Source organism: Pedosphaera parvula Ellin514, assembly GCF_000172555.1.
Taxonomy (GTDB): domain Bacteria; phylum Verrucomicrobiota; class Verrucomicrobiia; order Limisphaerales; family Pedosphaeraceae; genus Pedosphaera.
Map to the genome: position 1 here is coordinate 82,267 of NZ_ABOX02000015.1, position 19,303 is coordinate 101,569.

Annotated in this window: 17 protein-coding genes; 9 read left to right on the forward strand and 8 right to left on the reverse strand. The window is 53.2% G+C overall.

What is annotated here, in order from left to right:
* Window positions 1–55 precede the first annotated feature (55 nt).
* The gene (locus CFLAV_RS13770; protein ID WP_007415350.1) at window positions 56–469 is read left to right on the forward strand and encodes a hypothetical protein; all 414 of its coding nucleotides are present in this window, start codon (window positions 56–58) and stop codon (window positions 467–469) included.
* Between the two features lie 98 nt (window positions 470–567).
* Window positions 568–801 carry a hypothetical protein gene (locus tag CFLAV_RS13775; RefSeq protein ID WP_007415351.1) on the forward strand — a complete coding sequence of 78 codons (234 nt, stop codon included), beginning with the start codon at window positions 568–570 and terminating at the stop codon, window positions 799–801.
* Between the two features lie 568 nt (window positions 802–1,369).
* On the opposite strand, the gene CFLAV_RS13785 is transcribed toward CFLAV_RS13775, so the two are convergent.
* Window positions 1,370–1,618 carry a hypothetical protein gene (locus tag CFLAV_RS13785; protein WP_007415353.1) on the reverse strand — a complete coding sequence of 83 codons (249 nt, stop codon included), beginning with the start codon at window positions 1,616–1,618 and terminating at the stop codon, window positions 1,370–1,372.
* A 497-nt stretch (window positions 1,619–2,115) separates the two neighbouring features.
* On the opposite strand from CFLAV_RS13785, the gene CFLAV_RS13795 reads away from it, so the two are divergent.
* On the forward strand, window positions 2,116–5,775 hold the full coding sequence (locus tag CFLAV_RS13795; RefSeq protein ID WP_007415355.1) for a bifunctional proline dehydrogenase/L-glutamate gamma-semialdehyde dehydrogenase: 3,660 nt from the start codon (window positions 2,116–2,118) through the stop codon (window positions 5,773–5,775).
* A 182-nt stretch (window positions 5,776–5,957) separates the two neighbouring features.
* On the opposite strand, the gene CFLAV_RS13800 is transcribed toward CFLAV_RS13795, so the two are convergent.
* Entirely contained in the window at window positions 5,958–6,938 is a 981-nt protein-coding gene (locus tag CFLAV_RS13800) for an AraC family transcriptional regulator (protein WP_007415356.1), read from the reverse strand.
* 216 nt (window positions 6,939–7,154) lie between these two features.
* Between CFLAV_RS13800 and CFLAV_RS13805 the strand changes: the two genes are divergently transcribed.
* From CFLAV_RS13805 to CFLAV_RS13825, 4 genes are all read left to right on the forward strand, one after another.
* Complete coding sequence (locus CFLAV_RS13805; protein WP_007415357.1) at window positions 7,155–7,952, forward strand: SDR family oxidoreductase; 798 nt, start codon at window positions 7,155–7,157, stop codon at window positions 7,950–7,952.
* Between the two features lie 26 nt (window positions 7,953–7,978).
* The gene (locus CFLAV_RS13810) at window positions 7,979–8,320 is read left to right on the forward strand and encodes a nuclear transport factor 2 family protein (protein ID WP_007415358.1); all 342 of its coding nucleotides are present in this window, start codon (window positions 7,979–7,981) and stop codon (window positions 8,318–8,320) included.
* 17 nt (window positions 8,321–8,337) lie between these two features.
* Window positions 8,338–8,637: a DUF1330 domain-containing protein gene (locus CFLAV_RS13815; protein ID WP_007415359.1), complete on the forward strand. Its 300-nt coding sequence runs from the start codon at window positions 8,338–8,340 to the stop codon at window positions 8,635–8,637.
* A gap of 455 nt (window positions 8,638–9,092) precedes the next feature.
* On the forward strand, window positions 9,093–9,653 hold the full coding sequence (locus CFLAV_RS13825; RefSeq protein ID WP_007415360.1) for a YdeI/OmpD-associated family protein: 561 nt from the start codon (window positions 9,093–9,095) through the stop codon (window positions 9,651–9,653).
* Between the two features lie 243 nt (window positions 9,654–9,896).
* Here the strand turns inward: CFLAV_RS13825 and CFLAV_RS13830 are convergent, their stop codons facing one another.
* Complete coding sequence (locus CFLAV_RS13830) at window positions 9,897–11,207, reverse strand: glucuronyl esterase domain-containing protein (protein ID WP_007415361.1); 1,311 nt, start codon at window positions 11,205–11,207, stop codon at window positions 9,897–9,899.
* A gap of 149 nt (window positions 11,208–11,356) precedes the next feature.
* Here CFLAV_RS13830 and CFLAV_RS13835 point away from each other — a divergent pair, with 149 nt between their 5' ends.
* The gene (locus CFLAV_RS13835) at window positions 11,357–12,748 is read left to right on the forward strand and encodes a UTP--glucose-1-phosphate uridylyltransferase (protein ID WP_007415362.1); all 1,392 of its coding nucleotides are present in this window, start codon (window positions 11,357–11,359) and stop codon (window positions 12,746–12,748) included.
* A gap of 375 nt (window positions 12,749–13,123) precedes the next feature.
* On the opposite strand, the gene CFLAV_RS13840 is transcribed toward CFLAV_RS13835, so the two are convergent.
* Complete coding sequence (locus CFLAV_RS13840; RefSeq protein ID WP_007415364.1) at window positions 13,124–13,945, reverse strand: hypothetical protein; 822 nt, start codon at window positions 13,943–13,945, stop codon at window positions 13,124–13,126.
* Window positions 13,946–14,048: 103 nt separating this feature from the next.
* Window positions 14,049–14,582 (reverse strand): ribonuclease H-like domain-containing protein, encoded by a 534-nt coding sequence (locus CFLAV_RS13845; protein ID WP_007415365.1) that lies wholly within the window; start codon window positions 14,580–14,582, stop codon window positions 14,049–14,051.
* 123 nt (window positions 14,583–14,705) lie between these two features.
* Here CFLAV_RS13845 and CFLAV_RS32300 point away from each other — a divergent pair, with 123 nt between their 5' ends.
* Window positions 14,706–16,376: a sensor histidine kinase gene (locus CFLAV_RS32300; RefSeq protein ID WP_007415366.1), complete on the forward strand. Its 1,671-nt coding sequence runs from the start codon at window positions 14,706–14,708 to the stop codon at window positions 16,374–16,376.
* Between the two features lie 537 nt (window positions 16,377–16,913).
* Here the strand turns inward: CFLAV_RS32300 and CFLAV_RS13860 are convergent.
* The 3 genes from CFLAV_RS13860 to CFLAV_RS13870 all read right to left on the reverse strand — a co-directional run bounded on the left by CFLAV_RS13860 (window position 16,914) and on the right by CFLAV_RS13870 (window position 18,895).
* Window positions 16,914–17,537, reverse strand: coding sequence for a hypothetical protein (locus CFLAV_RS13860; protein WP_007415367.1), 624 nt, complete (start codon window positions 17,535–17,537; stop codon window positions 16,914–16,916).
* A gap of 171 nt (window positions 17,538–17,708) precedes the next feature.
* On the reverse strand, window positions 17,709–18,593 hold the full coding sequence (locus CFLAV_RS13865) for a hypothetical protein (RefSeq protein ID WP_007415368.1): 885 nt from the start codon (window positions 18,591–18,593) through the stop codon (window positions 17,709–17,711).
* Window positions 18,590–18,895 carry a DUF2089 family protein gene (locus CFLAV_RS13870; RefSeq protein ID WP_007415369.1) on the reverse strand — a complete coding sequence of 102 codons (306 nt, stop codon included), beginning with the start codon at window positions 18,893–18,895 and terminating at the stop codon, window positions 18,590–18,592. The genes CFLAV_RS13865 and CFLAV_RS13870 overlap by 4 nt, the downstream gene beginning before the upstream one ends.
* Window positions 18,896–19,303 lie beyond the last annotated feature (408 nt).

Here is a 19,303-nt window from a genome sequence, read left to right on the forward strand (position 1 = left end):
TCACTGGCGCGGGGTCACTGATCCGGAACGTTAGGCTGCCTACACTTTTAGGATTATGACTATCGCCGAAGCCAAAGAGTTGTTGCTGATGCACAGCTTCGCCTATTCCGATGTTGACCATCCCAAAATGAAGTCAGGATTCCTAGGTTCGTTGCGTCCGTTTTCTGGTCATTTGAATGAGCAGAATTATCACGAGGTTATGGCGGCATTGCTTGTGCTTGCTCCTTCGCTGGAGCAGCCAGTCGTTGACCGAGAGGTTGTCAGGTCACTTTGGGGTATCTGTCATTTAGCCAGAGCATGGGGGGTGTATCCAGACGGCATGCTTAGAAGCAATGGATTGATTCAGCCAGCGGATGTTGAGCGGCTGGATGGTTGGATAGAGCACATTTCTTACGCGACGATGGTTTTGCTTGATGGAGGCGGCATTGATGTAGCATTTGAGTTTTATGACAATCCGACGGCAGCCTAACACATCACTGGAGCCAACGCCGCTAACGCTTTGCGCGTTGACAACACTGCTTTGGCGTGGCTCAGTTCCTGAACGTGAGGCCAGATCGAGCGTGGGACATGATTTTGTATCCAGATGGCACAGAGATTCGAGTCGGCGATGCTGTTTTATTGCATCATCGCGCTTACGCCGGCGTGGTTCAGCACATCATTGATTTGCCAGAAGATGTCGAGCGGTGGAATTTGGAAGCGCCTGGTTTGATGATTGACACATCCTATGGTGGGCTTGTGTTTCTTCCAAAAGATTCACTGGACGAAGATGAGATTATATTTGTCTCACGAGCCGTGGCTTAACACATCACTGGAACCAACCGGCGTTGGCGCGGTCAGTTCCGCTTCGGATGGCGTGTCTTGAGCTGTTTAAAATCCTGGGCCGAAGCGGGGATAGTTTTTGGGATTGGTCCCTATAAACATTTCGGTCCGCTGGACCTTGGGGCGGGCTGCAAAGTGCGGGAAATATCGAGCATTCAAAACGGAACGTTCGAAGTTGAGCGCATGGTTAGGTGGCAATGTTCAAAACTCAAAAACATAATCGCTAAAAATATCACCGGCCTCTCGTCCGCTGTCGGATAATCTTCTCGGCCTTTTCCCTCAATGCGGCCAAATTATAAACCTCAACCTTCCCGCAAGCAGGGCAAGGAAACTCATGCGTCTCTTCGCTAGTCAGCACTGCATCATACACCTTTCCGCACTGGTAGCAGCGAATTGTCATCGGCATTGGAAAGGGTAATTCCATAAATATGTGCTCTTGCCGCCTAACGACCAAGAACTGAGCCACCGGCGACGCGGGACGTGAACCGCGCAGCGGAATTGCCGGCGCCAACGCCAGTTGGCTCCAGTGATGTGTTAGGTGGCAATATAGTCATGGCTTTGGCGTCAACTGCATGAAAAGCGGTCCCTGTCCGCCACGTATCACTGTCTCGGCAACGGTAAGCCAATCCTCAAGTGCCGCGGGGTCTGCCGTGCCTCCATCCTGCAGCATCTGAACGTCACTGAGTAACGAACCAATTTCACCACCTCGTCCGGTGTGCTCCCAATAAAACTCCAGGTATCGCTGCATGATCACAAATGCTGTCCGAAGTGGAACCGTCTCGTCCAATGAGGGCTTCATAAAGTGCGATGCCGCCTAACAGTTATTACCTATTAGATTCTGTGGCCTATCCTTTCCATGGATTGAATGCTGTGCTGGACGTAAATCGCTGTCCAGCATATTTCCTGGCGAATAATGAGTGGGGTAGACCTTCCATGGAAAGGCTGCAACAAAGGCGGCAAACGGACCCCGCCAAGGATTTCTATCGAATCCCAAGGGCAAGCTGAAGGACGAGTTCCACGAGGCGGCGCGGGATTGGGTGATGGCCCATTTGAAGAGTTGGCGGCCAAGGTCTTGACTGCGATATTTATTGTCAATGCGCGCACGGTTTCGATCAACGCGCGTTTGCCGCCTTGATAGGTGAGGTGGGGAATGAGGGTCAGTTGTAGGGTGCCGATTACTTCTAAAGGAATTATATTGTGTTTCGGCAGGTTGGTTGTTTACTCAGGCGCACCGGTTTGCCCGGTGCGACAAATGGTGGCATTATTTCCCAGCCGATTCGGTTGTGTTCAGAAATTATGAATCTTCAATCTGAGATGCAAGTTCCGCTGCTCGATCAGTTAATGGATGGCTTCGATTCTGACAAGCCAGCGAAGTATCCACTCACGGTCAGGAAGGCGTTGTTCCTGGCGCGTCGATTGCAGGAACGGGCCACGGAATTGCAGACACCGTCGGAAAAGCGTCAGCAGGCGGAACTGGACCGGATGCTGCAGACGCCGTCGGACAAGGCGACTCTCGCCCAGATTACCGATCAGGCCTTTCGCACGAACGATCCGCATCGGGCGGTGGAGCATTTGATTCACATTCTCGACGTGCAGGGCGTGCCGCGATTTTTCAGTTCGTGGGACCGCACGTTGATGAGGGGTTTTCAATCGTTTGGCGGGTATCTGCCGGGCGTGGCTTTGCCCCTGGTCAAGGAGCACATGCAGAAGGAGACGGCGAATGTTATCCTGCCCGGGGAGAAGGAGATGTTGACGCGGCATCTGAGCGAACGCACTCACGAAGGGGTGCGGATGAATGTGAACTTTTTGGGTGAAGCGATCCTGAGTGAAGCCGAGGCGGAGCGGCGATTGCAGCAATATTTGATCAGTCTTCAATGGCCGGAAATTGAGGTGGTATCGATCAAGATATCGACGCTGTATTCGCAAATTTCGCCACTGGCGCGGGAGTTGACTGTGGCGCGGCTATGCGACCGGCTTGAGCGACTTTTCCTGACGGCGCAACGTGCGCGATTCATGCGGCTGGATGGCGAGCAGGTGCCGAAGTTTGTTTATTTGGACATGGAGGAATACCGGGACAAGGAGCTGACGGCGGAGGCGTTCATGCGCACGCTGGATCGGCCGGGGCTGAAGCAGGTCCGCGCCGGGATTGCGTTGCAGAGTTACGTCCCAGATTCCTTTCGCACGCTGCAGCATATTCAGGAGTGGGCGCGGCGGAGAGTGGCGGCAGGAGGCGGGCGTGTGACGGTCCGTCTCGTCAAAGGTGCGAACATGGAGAGCGAGCGGGCGGAGGCTTCGCAGCGCGGCTGGCCGCAGGCGCCGTATAAGAGCAAGGTCGAGACCGATGCCAATTACAAACGGATGCTGCACGAAATGATGAAGCCCGAGAATCTCGCGGCGATGAATGTCGGGGTGGCATCGCACAACTTGTTTGATCTGGCGTATGCGCTGGTGTTGACGCAGGAAAACAATGCGTTTGACCGGGTGCAATTCGAGATGTTGGAAGGCATGGCGAACCAGCAGCGTCGTGCGTTGTTCGAGCTGACTTCGAAGCTGCTGCTCTATGCTCCGGCCTGCAAGAAGGAGAATTTCATCAACGCCATTGGTTATCTCATTCGCCGCCTGGATGAAAACACCGGGCCGGAGAATTTTCTGCGTCACGCTTTCAAAATCAAAGTGGGGAGTCCGGAATGGCAGAAGTTGGAGCAAGGTTTCCTGGCTTCCTTTGACGCGATGGCGGCGACCAGCGAGGCGCCGCGTCGTACGCAGAATCGGAATTTGCCTCCACTGGAACCTTCCGCGGCCGTGGCGCGAGGCTGGCAGTTGCTTCAGAATGAACCGGACACTGATTTTGTGTTGCCGGAAAATGGTAAGTGGGGAGAAGCAATTATTGCGAAATGGCAGCCACTGTTTGGGGAGAAGGCCACGCGGATTCCGCTGGTTGTGGCGGGTGAAGAATTGTTTGAAGGGCGTCCCATGCGCGAGTGTTTGGATCCGTCGCGGCCGGGAATTATCGTGGGCCGTTACCTGCAGGCCACGGATGCGGATGTGGCTCGGGCGGTTGAGAGCGCGGCGGCTGATCCGGATGGTTGGCGGAAGTTAAGCGCCGAGGCGCGATTTGAAATACTGGGTAGAGTGGCGCAGGAGTTGCGTAGAGGTCGGGCAGACTTGATGGGCGTGGCGCTGGCCAATGGCGGCAAGACGTTGGCTGAATCCGATCCTGAAGTTTCCGAAGCGGTGGATTTTCTGGAGTTTTATCGCAGCACCGCGCGTTGGTGGCAGGAGATGCCGACGACGCGGGCACGAGGCAAGGGCGTGGTGGTGGTGGTTTCGCCGTGGAACTTTCCCATCGCGATTCCGTGCGGTGGAGTCGCTGCGGCGTTGGCGGCGGGTAATACTGTGATTCTCAAGCCTGCTTCCGACACTGTGCTGGTAGCGTGGGAACTGTGCCAGTGTTTCTGGCGCGCGGGTGTTTCGAAGAATGCGTTGCAATTCGTGCCGTGTTCCGGCGGCAAGGAAGGGCGCAAGCTGGTGAATCATCCGCAGGTCAATGCCGTGATTCTCACAGGTGGAACGGCCACGGCGCTTGGCATGCTGCGTGATAACCCACGATTGACATTGTTTGCGGAGACTGGTGGCAAGGACGCGACGATTGTGACGGCGGTTTCCGACCGTGACCAGGCCATCAAGCATATCCTGCATTCGGCGTTTAGTCATGCCGGGCAAAAGTGTTCCGCCACGTCGCTGCTGTTGCTTCAGGACGAAGTTTATGATGATCCGGCTTTTCGTCGTGGTTTGTGCGAAGCGGTGGAGAGCATGAAGGTCGGTTCGGCGTGGGAGCTGGACACCAAAATGGGACCGCTGATTCGGCCACCCAGCGGTGACCTTGAAACCGCGCTGAAGGTGCTGGAACCGGGCGAAGAATGGGCATTGATGCCGCAGCCGATTGAAGGCAATCCGAATCTTTGGACACCCGGCATCAAGTATGGCGTGAGCCCGGGCAGCTTCACACATATGACCGAGTTTTTCGGGCCGGTGCTGGCGGTGATGCGCTTCAAGACGTTAAGCGAAGCGGTGGCATTGGTGAACCAGACCGGTTACGGGCTGACCAGCGGGTTGGAAAGTCTGGATGAGCGCGAGTGGGATTATTGGAAGGAACATATTCACGCGGGCAATCTCTACATTAATCGCGTGACCACGGGAGCGATTGTGCTGCGGCAGCCGTTTGGCGGCATGGGCAAATCGGTTTTTGGTCCCGGCATGAAAGCCGGGGGGCCGAACTACGTGGCGCAACTGATGAATTTCAGCGATGCGGGTGGTGGGGAAACTGAGGCTGCTCCGAGTCGCTCAACGTTGGCTGGGATTTGCGAAGGGCTCCGGACTTCGAAGGCGAGCGGGGCTGATGAAATTATTGCGACAGTGATGAGCTATGACCGGAGTTACCGTGAGGAGTTCGGAAAAGCGCATGATCATTTCAAGCTCGTTGGGCAGGATAATTTTCGCCGGTACCTGCCGGTGCGGAACACACGCATTCGGGTGCATCCGGCGGATACGATGTTTGAGTTGTTCGCCCGGGCTTGTGCGGCGCATGCGGCGGGGAGTCAGGTCACGGTGAGCGTGCCGCCGGGGCTGGATTCCGCCGACGTTTCATTGCTTGAAGAACTGACCGAGTTGTGGGCGGGAGCCATTGAATTCGTTGAGGAATCGGATGAGGAGTTGGTGCAGGCCATTCGCGAACGACAGGCGGAGCGGCTTCGTTACGCCGCGCCGGAGCGTGTGCCCGTCGCGGTGCTTGAGGCTGCGCGGGAGACGGGAAGTTGCGTGGTCAGTGTGCCCGTGTCGAGTGAGGGGCGGTTGGAATTGCTTTGGTATCTGCACGAGCAGAGTCTCAGCATCGACTATCATCGTTACGGGAATCTGGGGAGTCGCGTGAACGAGCCTCGTGCGGAGGTGCTTTAAGCCGGAGAAATGCAGTTCAACCACTAATGGACACGATCCGTAAACCCGATTCAGAATACTCATAAAGTAGCAAAAAGCACTGTAAAATAAAGATAAATGCGTTACTACTCGCCGGAATTTTTCATTCCTTTTCGGCACTTGCGCTGACACTTTCACTGACAGTAGAAGTCCTATCAGCAAACTCAGGAACCCCAAGGCTCACAGGACAGCCCTGTTCCCTGAATGGGTGTAGATTGGTCAATCTGCTTGGTTAAACGGTATTTGCCGGGTGAAATTCCCATGACACGCCGAAAGACTTTTCCAAATGAACTCTCCGATTCATATCCGACGGCTGATGCAATGGCGGCCATTTTCATTGGACGATTGGAGCACATCATATTCGCCGCCCTGACCATTCGCCATTGAGTGAGATGACCCAGTGGCGTCTCTCCAACCAATTCACGGAAACGATCAGCGAAGGACGAGCGGGACATTGACACGGTTCGCGCCAGGTCACTCACAGTCCATGGCCGTCCTGGCTCGGCGTGCATTTGTCTAAGTGCTTCGCCAATCTGTGGGTCGGTAAGTGCGCGCAGCCAGCTTGGATTGGCCGATGAAAAGGAATCCGTGCGGGTTCTCATTGCCAGGACGAAAAGCACCTCCGCCAGACGATCAACAATGGCGGTTCCGCCCGGCAGATTTTGCGCCGCCTCCGCCGCAATAAATTGAAGGGTGGAATGAAACCACGGCGTTGCACGATTTCCCGAGGCTTGAAGGTGAATGATCGGCGGAAGATGTTTTACCAGCAATTCGCTCTCCGGTGAGGAGAATGTGAAACATCCAGCAACCAGTGTGGTGGGTGGCCCTTCTCCGCCATCGAACGAGATAAGCCGTGTTCGGTGAAATTCCTTTTCAGACGTTATTTGCTCGACGGGGCGCAGTGGTAGTTTGGGACTGCTGCGAAGCGAGTAGAATTTGGGGGCTGGAAGTAATACAAAGTCGCCGCCTACTAGCGGGACGAGTGATTCCTTGTCCACGCCGAGAAAGCACGAGCCTCTAAGGACAATAATACAGATGCCTTTCTCGCCGGGAAATTTGAAACCAAAGGGAGCGGACAGATCCAGCTTGCCATACAAGTGAGTGCTGGTCCTGAGAAGCGACATGATGTCGGCAAGAACATCCATAGGTCTTGAACTTTCAAAAAGTTGAACGGCGGCGCGGTTAAATTCGTCTCACATAGGCTGTTCCAATTTTCGCAAAATAACAATACTTTTGACCCCTTGTTGGCGTTTTAGACTAAAAACACGGATTCCAAGCCATTGCAAGTCCACTTTTGGCGGCGTATTGTGGCAATACTGATTATGGGTGAAAAGTGAAACTATTGAAGCAGGAGTAATGACATGAATGCGGCAAAAAACACTCCTTACGAAAGTGAATTTGATGGCAAGCGCGTTTTAGTGACTGGCGGCACAAAAGGCGCGGGCAAGGCAATTGCCGACCGCTTCCAACGGGGAGGAGCAACCGTCATCATAACAGCACGGTCTGCGCCGGAGGAAAAAACGGACAACCATTTTATTCAGACAGATGTCTCAAACCCTGAAGGCACGTCGAAAGTAATCAATGAGATTCTGAACCGCTTTCATGGAATTGACATAATCGTCCATAATGTTGGGGGATCATCGGCACCCAGCGGCGGATTTATTACAGTCACCGACGAAATCTGGCAGCAAAACATCAATGAGAACTTATATCCTGCCGTCCGCCTGGATCGCGGGCTCCTGCCTTCCATGATTGAGCGAGGCTCCGGTGTAATAATTCACATTTCGTCCATTCAAAGAGCACTCCCGCTTTATGATTCAACCATCGCTTATGCCGCCGCGAAAGCGGCTCTGAGCAATTACAGCAAAGCATTGTCGAATGAAGTCAGTCCAAAAGGGATACGGGTCGTCACGGTTTCGCCCGGCTTCATTGAAACTGATGCTGCAACCAGGATGATTGACCGCATGGCGGAAAAAGACAAAAGCGACTACGCCACGGCCCGGCAAAAATTGATGGACATGCTCGGCGGCATTCCCCTGGGCCGTCCTAACAGTCCGCATGAAGTCGCAGAACTGGTGGCATTTGTGGCTTCGGACAGGGCTTCATCTATCACGGGAACCGAATTTGTAATTGACGGCGGCACGATTCCGACGGTCTGACTTTCAAACAGGAAAGGAAACTAGATATGAAACCCGCAACAAAATCCCTAAAATTGCCCAAGCCCATCGCCGCTTATTTCGATGCCGATAAACTTAACAGCGAAACGATCTCGCATTGCTTCACCGAAAATGCGGTCGTGAAAGACGAAGAGCATACCTACAAGGGTCGAGCTGCGATCAAGCAATGGAAGACTGACACGTCGGCGAAGTATGAATACACGAGCGAGCCTTTCGCGTGTCAACAAGAAGGCGGTAGGACTTTCGTCACCAGCCGACTGACCGGAAACTTTCCCGGTAGTCCGGTTGATCTTCGATACATCTTCAATTGCGAAGGTGACAAAATTGCATCACTGGAAATCGTCCCCTGAAGGACTACCAAAATCTTATGCCTGCCTATATCATATTCATTCGCAAGCACACACATACACCTGCGGAACTTGAAACTTATGCTCAAAAGGCACCGGCTTCGCTGGCCGGTCAGCCAATCACGATTCATGCCCTGTATGGACGACACGAAGTAATTGAAGGGGCGCAAATCGAGGGTGCAGCTATTCTTGAATTCCCTTCTTTCGATGAAGCAAAACGGTGGTATGACAGCCCCGCTTACCGTGAGGCACGTCAACACCGTTTGCGAGGGGCGGATTACAGCGGAATTATTGTTGAAGGGCTAAACCATGCTTCGTAACGAAACGGCGGATGGACGCAGCTTTTTCCACGCACTTCTCTTTCCGCCGTGCGGAAAGCTGCGCGTTAGCGATCAGGCCAGCGCGAGCGGGTATCTGTTTCGATATTCCGGTCCAGTATCCACAGCGTTTATGAACGCCAGTGATGGCAAGGTTTCAGCAAGTTCTGGCCAGTTTTGGCGAATTGTTTTATCGTCGGCCCCGTGACTGACACTTTTGCTGACAGTGGCCGTCCGTCCTGCGAGAAAACCCTGATAAATAAAGGGTTTCGTCAAATTCACCACAGAGGGACACGATCTGTAAACCCGATTCAGAACCTCATTAAAATAGCAAAACCCTTGATATATTTGCCCGGTGACATCCCAATGATGGCTCTGAAATCTCGAATGAAATGGGCTTGATCAAATATCCTGGCAGCGTAATTTAAAGCTCTGCATGGGTTGGCTCAAAGGAATGCATGAACACTTTAAGCTTCAAATCGCCTCTCGACTTCCGAAACTGGCTTGAGAAAAACAATGCTACCTCGGATGGCATTTGGCTCCGTATCTTCAAGAAAGACTCAGGCGAAAAATCCATTACTTACGCCGAAGCTTTGGACCAATCGCTTTGCTATGGCTGGGTAGATGGTCAAAAGCAAGCGCATGACGAACATTCCTGGCTCCAGAAATTCACGCCGCGCCGTGCCAAAAGCGGATGGTCAAAAGTAAACACACAACACGCCGAAAGGCTCGTCAAGACCGGCCAAATGACCTCCGCCGGGCTCAAAGTAATTGAGTTTGCCCGGGCCGATGGCCGATGGCACGCCGCTTATGATTCGCCCCGCAATGCCACTCCGCCCGAAGATTTTTTGAGAGCATTGGATAACGATAGGAAGGCAAAGGCATTTTTTGAAACGCTAAACAAAGCCAACATTTATTCCATAGTCTATCGCCTTCAAACGGCAAAGAAGCCGGAGACCCGCGAGAAACGGATGAAGTTGATCTTGGAAATGTTGGCGCGAGGTGAAACATTCCACTAAAAAACCGGAGTAATCAGGCAAAACGGCGATCAGTGACTTTGCCCTTACTTGCGTTCAAGAACACGGTGGTGGCAAAGTTTCAGCGAGTTCCAGCCAGTTTTGGCGAGTTGTTTCAGCACTCGCCGGGTTACTGACAGTTCCGCTGACTGTGGTCGCCCATCCATATAAGAAATCCTGCATTTGCAAGGGTTTTAACAACTTGACCACAGATGAACACGAAGCAACACGAATAAGAAGGTGCGGTTACCGCATTTGCTTGTCGGCGTAATCGAGGAAAAATTTCCAGTCGTCTTTGGTCATGGAATGTTTGCCGGGGCGGATGTAGTAGCCGAGTTGGCTGCTGATGAGATGATTGGTTTCCGGCATTTGTTTGGCGGCGAGGCCTTCGCCACCGGTGAAGAAAAAGACGGGGCTGGCGGCGCGCAGGACTTCAAACTGGCCGGCGGGATTGGCCCAGGTGTCCTCGGCGGCGGCGGCAAAGAGGACAGGGCGAGGGGCGCACATGGCGACCAGGCAATTTTGATCAAAAGGAAGCGCTTCCGGTTGGTCGGCATATTTTTTGAATTCATCATTGAACCAGTGGGGAAATTCTTTGGTGATGGCTTTCACGGATTCTCCAATGGTGCCACGGCTGGGAGCAGACCCGCCGCAACCGGCTTGCAAGGGAATGGTTAAAGCGATGCGGTCATCAAAGGCCCCGGCGAGCAGGGCGGCCTTGCCCAGACGTGAATGACCGACGACCGCGATGCGTTTGGGGTCGATATTCCGGTCGGTCACGAGGTAATCGACCGCGCGGGAAACTCCCCAGGCCCAGGCGGCAAGTGCGCCGGTTTCATTTTTAAGATTGAGCCAGGTGCGAATGCCGGTGGTGGCATTCGGATCATCGGGTTCCACATCACCGCAATAAAAGGAAGCGAAGGCGTAGCCACGATCGATTGTTTGCTCGATGGCCCACATATCCACTTGTGAACCACGGCCTTTTTCGTTGGCTTCATGGTTCACGCTGCCACGACGATTTTTGGAGACCCAACCGTTGGGCAGGGCGGTGGTGGTATCGGTCAAGAGCGTATCGTTGCCATTAAAATTAATGCCAAGGAAGATGGGGTAGCGGGCGTCATGTGGGGCACGAGCAATCAATTGCTCACTGCCGGTGCCGATATTGCCGCTCAGGCGTTGGCTGGCTTTTTTAGGAGGATGGTTGGGAGTGATGACCAACAAGGTAATTTTTGGGGAATTGGTATCAGAACTGAACGAGATGGTGACTTCCTTTTTGGTCGCTTTGCCGTCGAAGAAGTTCTTATACACGCGTTCGACCACGAAGTTGGTCTGGCCCGGATTGGGCGGCATGCTGCCATACATGAAGAACTGGAACATGGATTTCAGTTCAGGGCGACGGTCGTGGAACCATTGTTCCTTGCTGGTGACCGGGGTGCCGTTACGCATTGTGAGTGGATTGGGCAGGGGGGCGGAGATGGGGGAATTGGTTTCGGCAGCAAAGCAACAGCTGCCGAGTAAAACGAGCCAGCAGAGGAGAGTGTATTTGAAAACCTTCATAAATTGATGGTATAGTTTATGATGGTTGACAGAGAATAACAATTCAAAGGAACGGCGGTGTTTCAGACAAAGAAGTTGCTTTGAAGAAACGAACGGTAATTGCCTTATGGACAAAGGGCAGGGAGTTATGGAAGCATCCCGAAACTTTTATGAGCGATTCATTCCTTGAATATGCGAACAAAATGCGCGGAGCCGATCTCAATGAGGCGGCCATCCGGGCGTTTAAACATAGTTACGACAATTTGGTGGCTGGTCAGTCAGGAATGATTCCCGAGAGCAGCATTCAACCCGTGGTTCAATTGCCGCGGTTCGAAGAGATGTCGAAAGGTTCGGGGCAGGGGGAGTTGCTGTCGCAGGCGGTGGTGGTGAAGCTCAATGGCGGGTTGGGGACCAGCATGGGGTTGGAGAAGGCCAAGTCGCTGCTGCAATTGAAGGATGGCCTTACGTTCCTGGATTTCATCGCGAAACAGATTTTGTATTTGCGCCAGCAGCATGGGTCGCAGTTGCGCTTCCTGCTGATGGACAGTTTCAGCACGAGCAAGGATACGCTGGACTTTCTGAAGAAATATCCAGAGTTGGGCGAGGCGCAAAAACTGGAGTTGATGCAGAGCGCGGTGCCAAAGGTCGATGCGAAGACATTGAGGCCGGTGGAGTGGCCGGCGAATCGGGAGCTGGAATGGTGTCCGCCGGGACATGGTGATTTGTATCCTTCGCTGCTGGGATCGGGTTGGCTGGAGCGGTTGCTTGCCGGTGGGGTTAAATACATGTTTGTATCCAACTCGGATAACCTGGGGGCGAGCCTGGATTTGGATTTGCTGAGTTACTTTGCCAAAAGCAACCAGCCTTTCCTCATGGAAGTCTGCGAGCGGACGGCGTCGGACAAGAAGGGCGGTCACCTGGCACAGCGAAATGGAAAGTTGCTGCTGCGGGAATCCGCTCAATGTCCGGAGGAAGACATGGCGGCATTCCAGGACATTTCCAAGCACCGTTTTTTCAATACGAATAATCTTTGGGTGCGGCTGGATAAATTGAAGGAACTGCTGGATGCGACCGGGGGTTTCATCAAGCTGCCGATCATCAAGAATTCCAAGACGGTGGACCCGCGCGACAAGAATTCCACGAAGGTGTTTCAGCTCGAAACGGCGATGGGCGCGGCAATTGAATGTTTCGATGGGGCCGGGGCGATTGTGGTGCCGCGGACGCGGTTTGCACCAGTCAAGACAACGGCTGATTTGTTGGCGTTGCGATCGGATGCGTATGAGGTGACGAAGGATTGGCGATTGGAATTGGCGGCAAGTCGTCAGGGTGTGCCGCCAGCGATTGATCTGGATTCAGATTATTACAAACTGGTGGATCAATTGGATTCCAAGCTCAGGGGCGGTGTGCCGTCACTGGCGCAGTGCAGGGAGTTGAAAGTCCAAGGGCCGGTGGCATTCAATGCAAAGAATGTCTTTAGCGGCAAAGTGGCGGTGAGCAATAAATCTGTGGAAACGAAGGCGTTGCCGCCGGGAGAATACCAGGATACGACCAGGGAACTCTAAGTAAGGTGAGTAAAGTATTGGCAAGAATAACGAGGGATGCGCTGGATTGCGCTGGTGGTTCCGCTTCGGATTGCGGGTCTTGAGCTGTTTATAACATTTCTCAAAATGAATGTCGGAAATGGAGCGAGCTATTGGCCGCCTCATCGGTTGGGGGGCGTGGGAGTCCCCCGAGGCGGCGCGGATTCCGAGCGCATCTTCCCTCACCCCGCCCTCTCCCATGCGCAAAGGGAGAGGGTGACTACGTCTGGCAGCGCATGGTTGATTGGGCATGATGGCGCGGATGGCCATCACGGGTTGTTTTCCCATCAGAGCACAACCTCTTTTTTGACATTCTTTTTGGAGTACGGTCTAGTTCCTGTGGGGCAAGCTAGTGATCTATTTAACTTCGGCTTTGACTCTGCTCACTTTCGCTCCGGATTTGGCATCGATGGTTTTGATTCCTGTGATGGATTTGCTTTCGCCGGGCTGAAGAGTCACATTCATTTCCATGGTCTCAGCGAGCGCAAAGCCGTCCTCATCCACAAATTGGATGAGAATGATTTTTCCTTTGCAACCGGCCACACTGCTGGCGTCCAGCTTGTAGGAAAAGCGCCAGCCGAGGTCTGACTGTTCAGCCAGTTTACCTTTGACAGAAGTAACCTTGAGGTCGTCGGCGCTGCTGGTGGCAGCGGCGGGTTGTTTGCTTTTAACCGCAGATGCTTCATGAGTAATCAAGTCGGCAAATTCAGCACGTCCGCGATCTGCTTTTGCCGTATCCACATGATAAATGGAAGAGCCTTTGTCGCCATCGAGGTGAAGGTCCACCTGTTTCGCCTGGCAGACCTTGAGGAACGTTTTTTCGTCCGAATCAAAGCCCTCCAGTTCCTTTCTGGTGTTTCCGACAGTTGACCTCATGGCAGACAGATCACTGGTATTGACGCAATGTATCGTTTGGCCATCGGCGACGAGGCTTAAGCTTTTCGGGTTAAAGAAAAGATAATTGCTGCCAAAGCGAGAAATGAGGAAGTTATAGACCGGAGCCTCATCGACATCAAAGACTGTCCTGGAAAAAGTGACCTCAGCGAGCGAGTTGTCCTGGGCGTTGGTAAGAGAAAACTTCAGGTCGGCCACTGAGAAGCCGGTATCCTTCTTTAAAACGATTTCACCTGCCTGGGCTGACACGCCGAGCAGGAGCGCAATAGCAAAAATAAATTTCATGGCCGCCCTTATCTTTTTGGTTTAGACCGGCGTATTAAGGGAAGGTGGGGGAGAATTAGCAATCAAATTATTGCAGGTCAAAAGCAGTCCAGGTTGCCACCAATTACCACTTTACCGCAACCGTGAGTTTTTTGCCGAAGCGGTTGTGGTAGTGGAGTTCCTTGTAGTTTACTCCATGCTCATAAACCATTTTCGTGAGCTTGACGTCAAAGCAGCAGTACTCGGCGATTTCCATGAGTTTGCCCTGGCGGAACCATTCGATGGCCTGAAGGCCTTCGGCAGTTTTTTCGAGGCCAAAGGTGGCGGTGGCAATGGAATCGAGAGAAAGGCGATGCTGAAGAGTGTTCTGCAGTTCCACGAGCATATCTAGCGTAGGTAACTGGCGGAGGTCCATGGAGGTGTAACCATGGAGCACCTCGTAATCGAAGCGGAGGTGGTTGAAACCGACTACGAGATCGGCACGCTGGAGTTCGGTGAGGAGATCGTCGACCTGTTTTTCGCCGTAGATTTTGTAATCGCCACGGGCGGTGGAGTAGGTAACGCCGATGCTCATGCGCATGGCGCTGATCTTGTCCCAGCCGCCGACTTCCTCGGCGGACTTCTGTGTTTCCAGGTCGAAATAAACGATGTTCTTCATCGGCTGAACTTTAGGATGAAGCGGGAGGGTATAAAAGTAAAGGGCCGGCGGTGGCGGGAGGCCGGAAAGTTCGAGAGGGTCAGGTAATTATTGAGGATTGGAAGAGCAGGATTAGATTGGATTATGAAGGCTGGCTTTGCAATACCGCGCGAGGGGGTGCAGTGGTCGGCTCGTTTTTGGTCCTTGTGGGAGGCACTGCGTCCTTATGTTGTTGCGGTGCTCAGTGTTGTGTTAATAACGGCGCTTCGAGTCGCCCTGGCGCCAATTTTGGGAGACAGGTTTGTATACATTGCCTATTTTGCCGGGATAGCAGCTACGGCGTGGTTTGGTGGTTGGGGAGCTTCATTATTTTGCACTATTTTAAGTTTTCTGGCGGCAGATTGGTTTTTCATCCCTCCGACGTACCATTTAAATCTGTTGGAATTTCATAGTGTTGATTGGATCGGGTTATTGGAGTTTTCTGTTGTAGGGATGGTCATTACTGCCTTCAGCCAGACGGCCAAGAGGGGACGGCGACGCGCGGAGGCGAGCACGAGAATAGCCGAAGAAAAAGGAAAGGCATTAGAGGCGGAGATTGGGCAGCGCAAACGGGCGGAGGAGGCATTGGTGCAGAGTGAAAAGCGACTGCAATTGGCATTGGAATCCGCGCACATGGTGGGCTGGGATTGGGATCTGGCGAGGGATGAAATAACATTATCTCCCAATGCCAAAAGGGTATTTGGCATTCGTGCGCCGTCAGTGATCAAAGGGGTTAACAGCGCTTTCACCTGGATACATTCCGAAGATCTGGAGGGATATCGGCGGCAACTGCTGGAGGCGCTGGAAAAGCGTAAAAAATATGTGACCCGGTTTCGCATTGTACGCTCCGACAACGGGAAGGTGATTTGGCTGGAAGACCATGGGGGTGTGGTTTGCGAGGCTGAAGGGAAGCCAGTGCGGGTAGGCGGTGTGGTGGTGGACGTTACGGAACGGAAACGGGCGGAGGAAATGACTGAATTCAGCACCAAGGAATTGGAACAACAGGTGGAGGAGCGGACGGCGCGTTATGTAGCAATCAACCGCGAGTTGGATTCGTTTAATTATTCGGTCTCACATGATTTGCGCGCTCCATTGCGGGCGATTTTTTCCTTCACGCAACTATTGTCCGAAGAGTATGGCAAAGACCTGGATGCACAGGGCAGGGAGTATTTGCAATTTGTGATCCAGGGAGCGGCACGGATGAACCAGACGGTGGAGGATCTTTTGGCGCTGGCGCGATTAACGCAAAGAGAACTGCAACTTAAACATGTGGATTTGAGTGCGCTGGCTTGGACGGTTGTAGAGGAGATGCGGTGTCGCGAGCCGGCGCGCGAGGTGCATTTTGAGATCCTGCCAACGCCAGCGGCGTATGGAGATCCGAGATTGATGCGGGTGGTTCTGGAACATCTGTTTAGCAATGCCTGGAAATTTACGGCAAAGCGCCCGGGAGCGAGGATTGAGTTTGGAGCGATGCTGCAGGAGGATGAGTGTGTGTATTTCGTAAAGGATAATGGAGTAGGGTTCGACATGGAAAGTTCCAAGCTGCTATTCGGACCGTTCCAACGATTGCACGCAGCCGAAGAATTCCCTGGAACCGGAATAGGACTGGCGACGGTGAATCGAATTATCACGCGTCATGGCGGAAGGATTTGGGCGCAAGGTGAGAAGGGCAAGGGAGCAGTTTTTTACTTTGCATTGCCCTGTGAGGACGCTGCCCCGGGGCAGCAGTTATACCAAATGCCAAAATTTACGAAATGGATAAAAGGACCGGAATGAAAACAGGCGATAAGTCTGATGAAAGTGGAGACTGAAAAGCCATGGTCTGGGTGCGGTCAGGGTGATTCGTTATTGGGTGCACGGAGCTTTTGATTTGAAGCGACGTTGTCGGTCTTGCCGCAAGCCAAAATTCCTCCTGCGATTCGGAAATTTCTTTTCGCATTCGGTATGGACTGAACACATTTATAACATTTCTCAAAATGAATGTCGGAAACGGAGCGAGCTCTTGGCCGCCACATCGGTTGGGGGGCGTGGGAGTCACCCGAGGCGGCGCGGAGTCCGGGCGCATCTTCCCTCACCCCGCCCTCTCCCATGCGCAAAGGGAGAGGGTGACTACGTCTGGCAGCGCATGGTTGATTGGGCATGATGGCGCGGATTGCCATCACGGGTTGTTTTCCCATCAGAGCACAACCCTTTTTTGACATTCTTTTTGGAGTACGGTCTAGTCCAAGTGAGGTGAATAAAGTATTGGCAGGAATGATGGTTTGGTGAAAGCCACTTGAATGGCCTTTCCTGTCAAAACGTTCCCAACTTTACTTAGAATAGAGGGGCGGCAAGGACGTCGGGTTCCAGCAGGGCTGATTCGGCAATGCGCCGCATTTCCTGGCGGACGCGTGAGAGGGGGTGTAGCGGGAACCGTGAATCATAGGATGCATCGTCGGCGGTCCAGTCGTTCGTGATGAGCCTGTCACCCACTGTTTGTATCCGTCCTGTGCGGAGAGCTTCATCCATGAGCACGGCCTCACGCAAGCCGGTGCTTTCCTGCTCGGAGATTTGCACCTTGATGACAAAGCTGAAATTCCGAAAGGGGATGGTGAGCGAGCCCAGGAAGGAATTGCCAATCGGGTTCGCGGGGGACTTGATGATGAGCCAGACTGCGGGATAGCCGCCAGCAGTGGTGACATCGCACTCAATGATGCGCGCAGCAGTCAGGGCGAGAGGAGTCTCGTAGAACTGCCGCAGCAATCCGGGAGTCCAGGGGACGGGGGGCAGGTCCGGGCGTTGATCAAAAAAATGAAGCGTGATGGCAACATCATCTTCCGTGCACCAGTCACGCCGGTTGGGCTGAAAGGCGCGCGAATGGTAACCGGTTGTGTTGAAGCGAATGGAATCCAGCGATACTGCCGGACGTCGATTGAACCAATTGCCAAAAATACTCATACCATCTCGAGGCAAAGCAAAAGATAAACAGATTTGGCAGGAATACAAGAAAAGGAGTCCTGAGGGCGGGGCTAATACGCGAAAGGGGAATAGCCACGAAAAATACACAGGGGCATGGAGGATGGAGGATGGCAACCACGAAGATCCTTCCGGGTGGAGCGGATTTAGAGATTATGCGCTGGAGGCGTCCAGTGAAGCGATGCGGCGTAGTTCGAGATCGTTGTATTGTTTTTGAAACGTGCGGAGGCGGTAAGGGCAGATGCCCCTGAGCAGCAGGGCTCCAAGGGTGAGTGGGAACCAAACGGCATACGGTTGGTGTTGAATCAAGGCGAGGCAGGCCAGGGTAGCGAGCACACCGCCGAATCCCGAGAGAACGAGCAGCACGGAGGTTACGAAGGCACGGGCCTTGCCTTTATAGGCAAGCAGAGCACAAATGCTGCAAAGAATCCCAATGAAACCGCCGCCATAACCGCCCACCAAACCGGCGGTGCGATCGGACCACCAGGCGTTTGAGGGAGTCAGGGCGGCCGTGAGATTGGAGTTTGAATATTGCGCCAGTTTTACCGGGCCAAGATAAACAGTGCCGCGACCGGGAAGATAAAGATTGAACTGGAGGCGAGTGGGAGGATTGCTGGTTCCAGTGCTATTGAAAGGAAGGCTAAATTCGCGCCAGGAAGAGGTGCCGCTGATTTTTTTCATCGGACCGTCGTCGCCGAGTGTGCGTGAGAAATAGCGGGCTTCAGGCTGTCCGGGGGAGGAAAAATAATTCCACAATTCGAGAAAGCCATCGCCTTTGACATTGTCGTAGCGGATTTCACCGGGGAGACTGTAAATTTTTTGAGTGATGGGTGGATGCTCGATGTTGAGCAGCGTGAGTTGGAGGGGGGCGTCGTTTGTGTTTTCAATTTTGAGCGCCTGGCGGCCATCGATTGTGACGACAGCTGCGCCGTGGATCTGGCTGGCGAGCTTCGCCCAATCGTACTCGGCGAGGGTTTGCTGGCTGCGGGCATTTAGGGCACAGAGAAGCGCGGTGGCGAGTGTCAGGAACAGTTTCATGAAGCACCTTTCTTTTGTTGCTGATATGTGTGAAGCAGTTTTTTGAACGTAACCGAATCGAGCTTGCCTTCGGCGAACAAGGCGCGGAGCAGGCGCTCGTGGTCGTCTTCAATTTTCTGGTTGTCGAGGACAGTGAGCTTGGCAATCAAACGATCGAGACGCAGCCGGAGCGTGGGGTAAGTCACGTTGTAGGCCGTGGCGAGGTCCTTGAGCGAGCCGGAAGAAAGGATGAAGCGCTTGATAAAGGCCAGGTCCTCCTCTTCCAAAAGGTCAATCCAACGGCTGTGGTTCGGTTGATGCATTGTTTAATAATGTGAAACTATGATTTAACATTATGTTGAATAAAATGAAAGTCAACTTTAATAAAACGAAAATATTGTGCGAGATGGACTTGGGGTCTTGATTTTAAGGAAACCAGCTATTGCGGAGAGGATTGGAGATGTCTGATTGCCGAATCAGTTTATGACGGTTGGGGGTGCAGTATAATTTGCAAAACGATGGCGAGAATTGCGAGGATCACCGAAGCGAGGAATAGAATCCAGAAGGCAAGAAAGAAGCGCGAGCCAATGGTATGTGTATAGAACTCTGATTGGCAATTGCCGCAACGGAAACGTCGCTTCCGGCTTAATTCAAAGATGAGCGCGATGAGCGGGCCGCCGGCCAAAGGCAGAGCGGAAGAAGGATATCTTTTGTGACCAAGGAGTTGATGT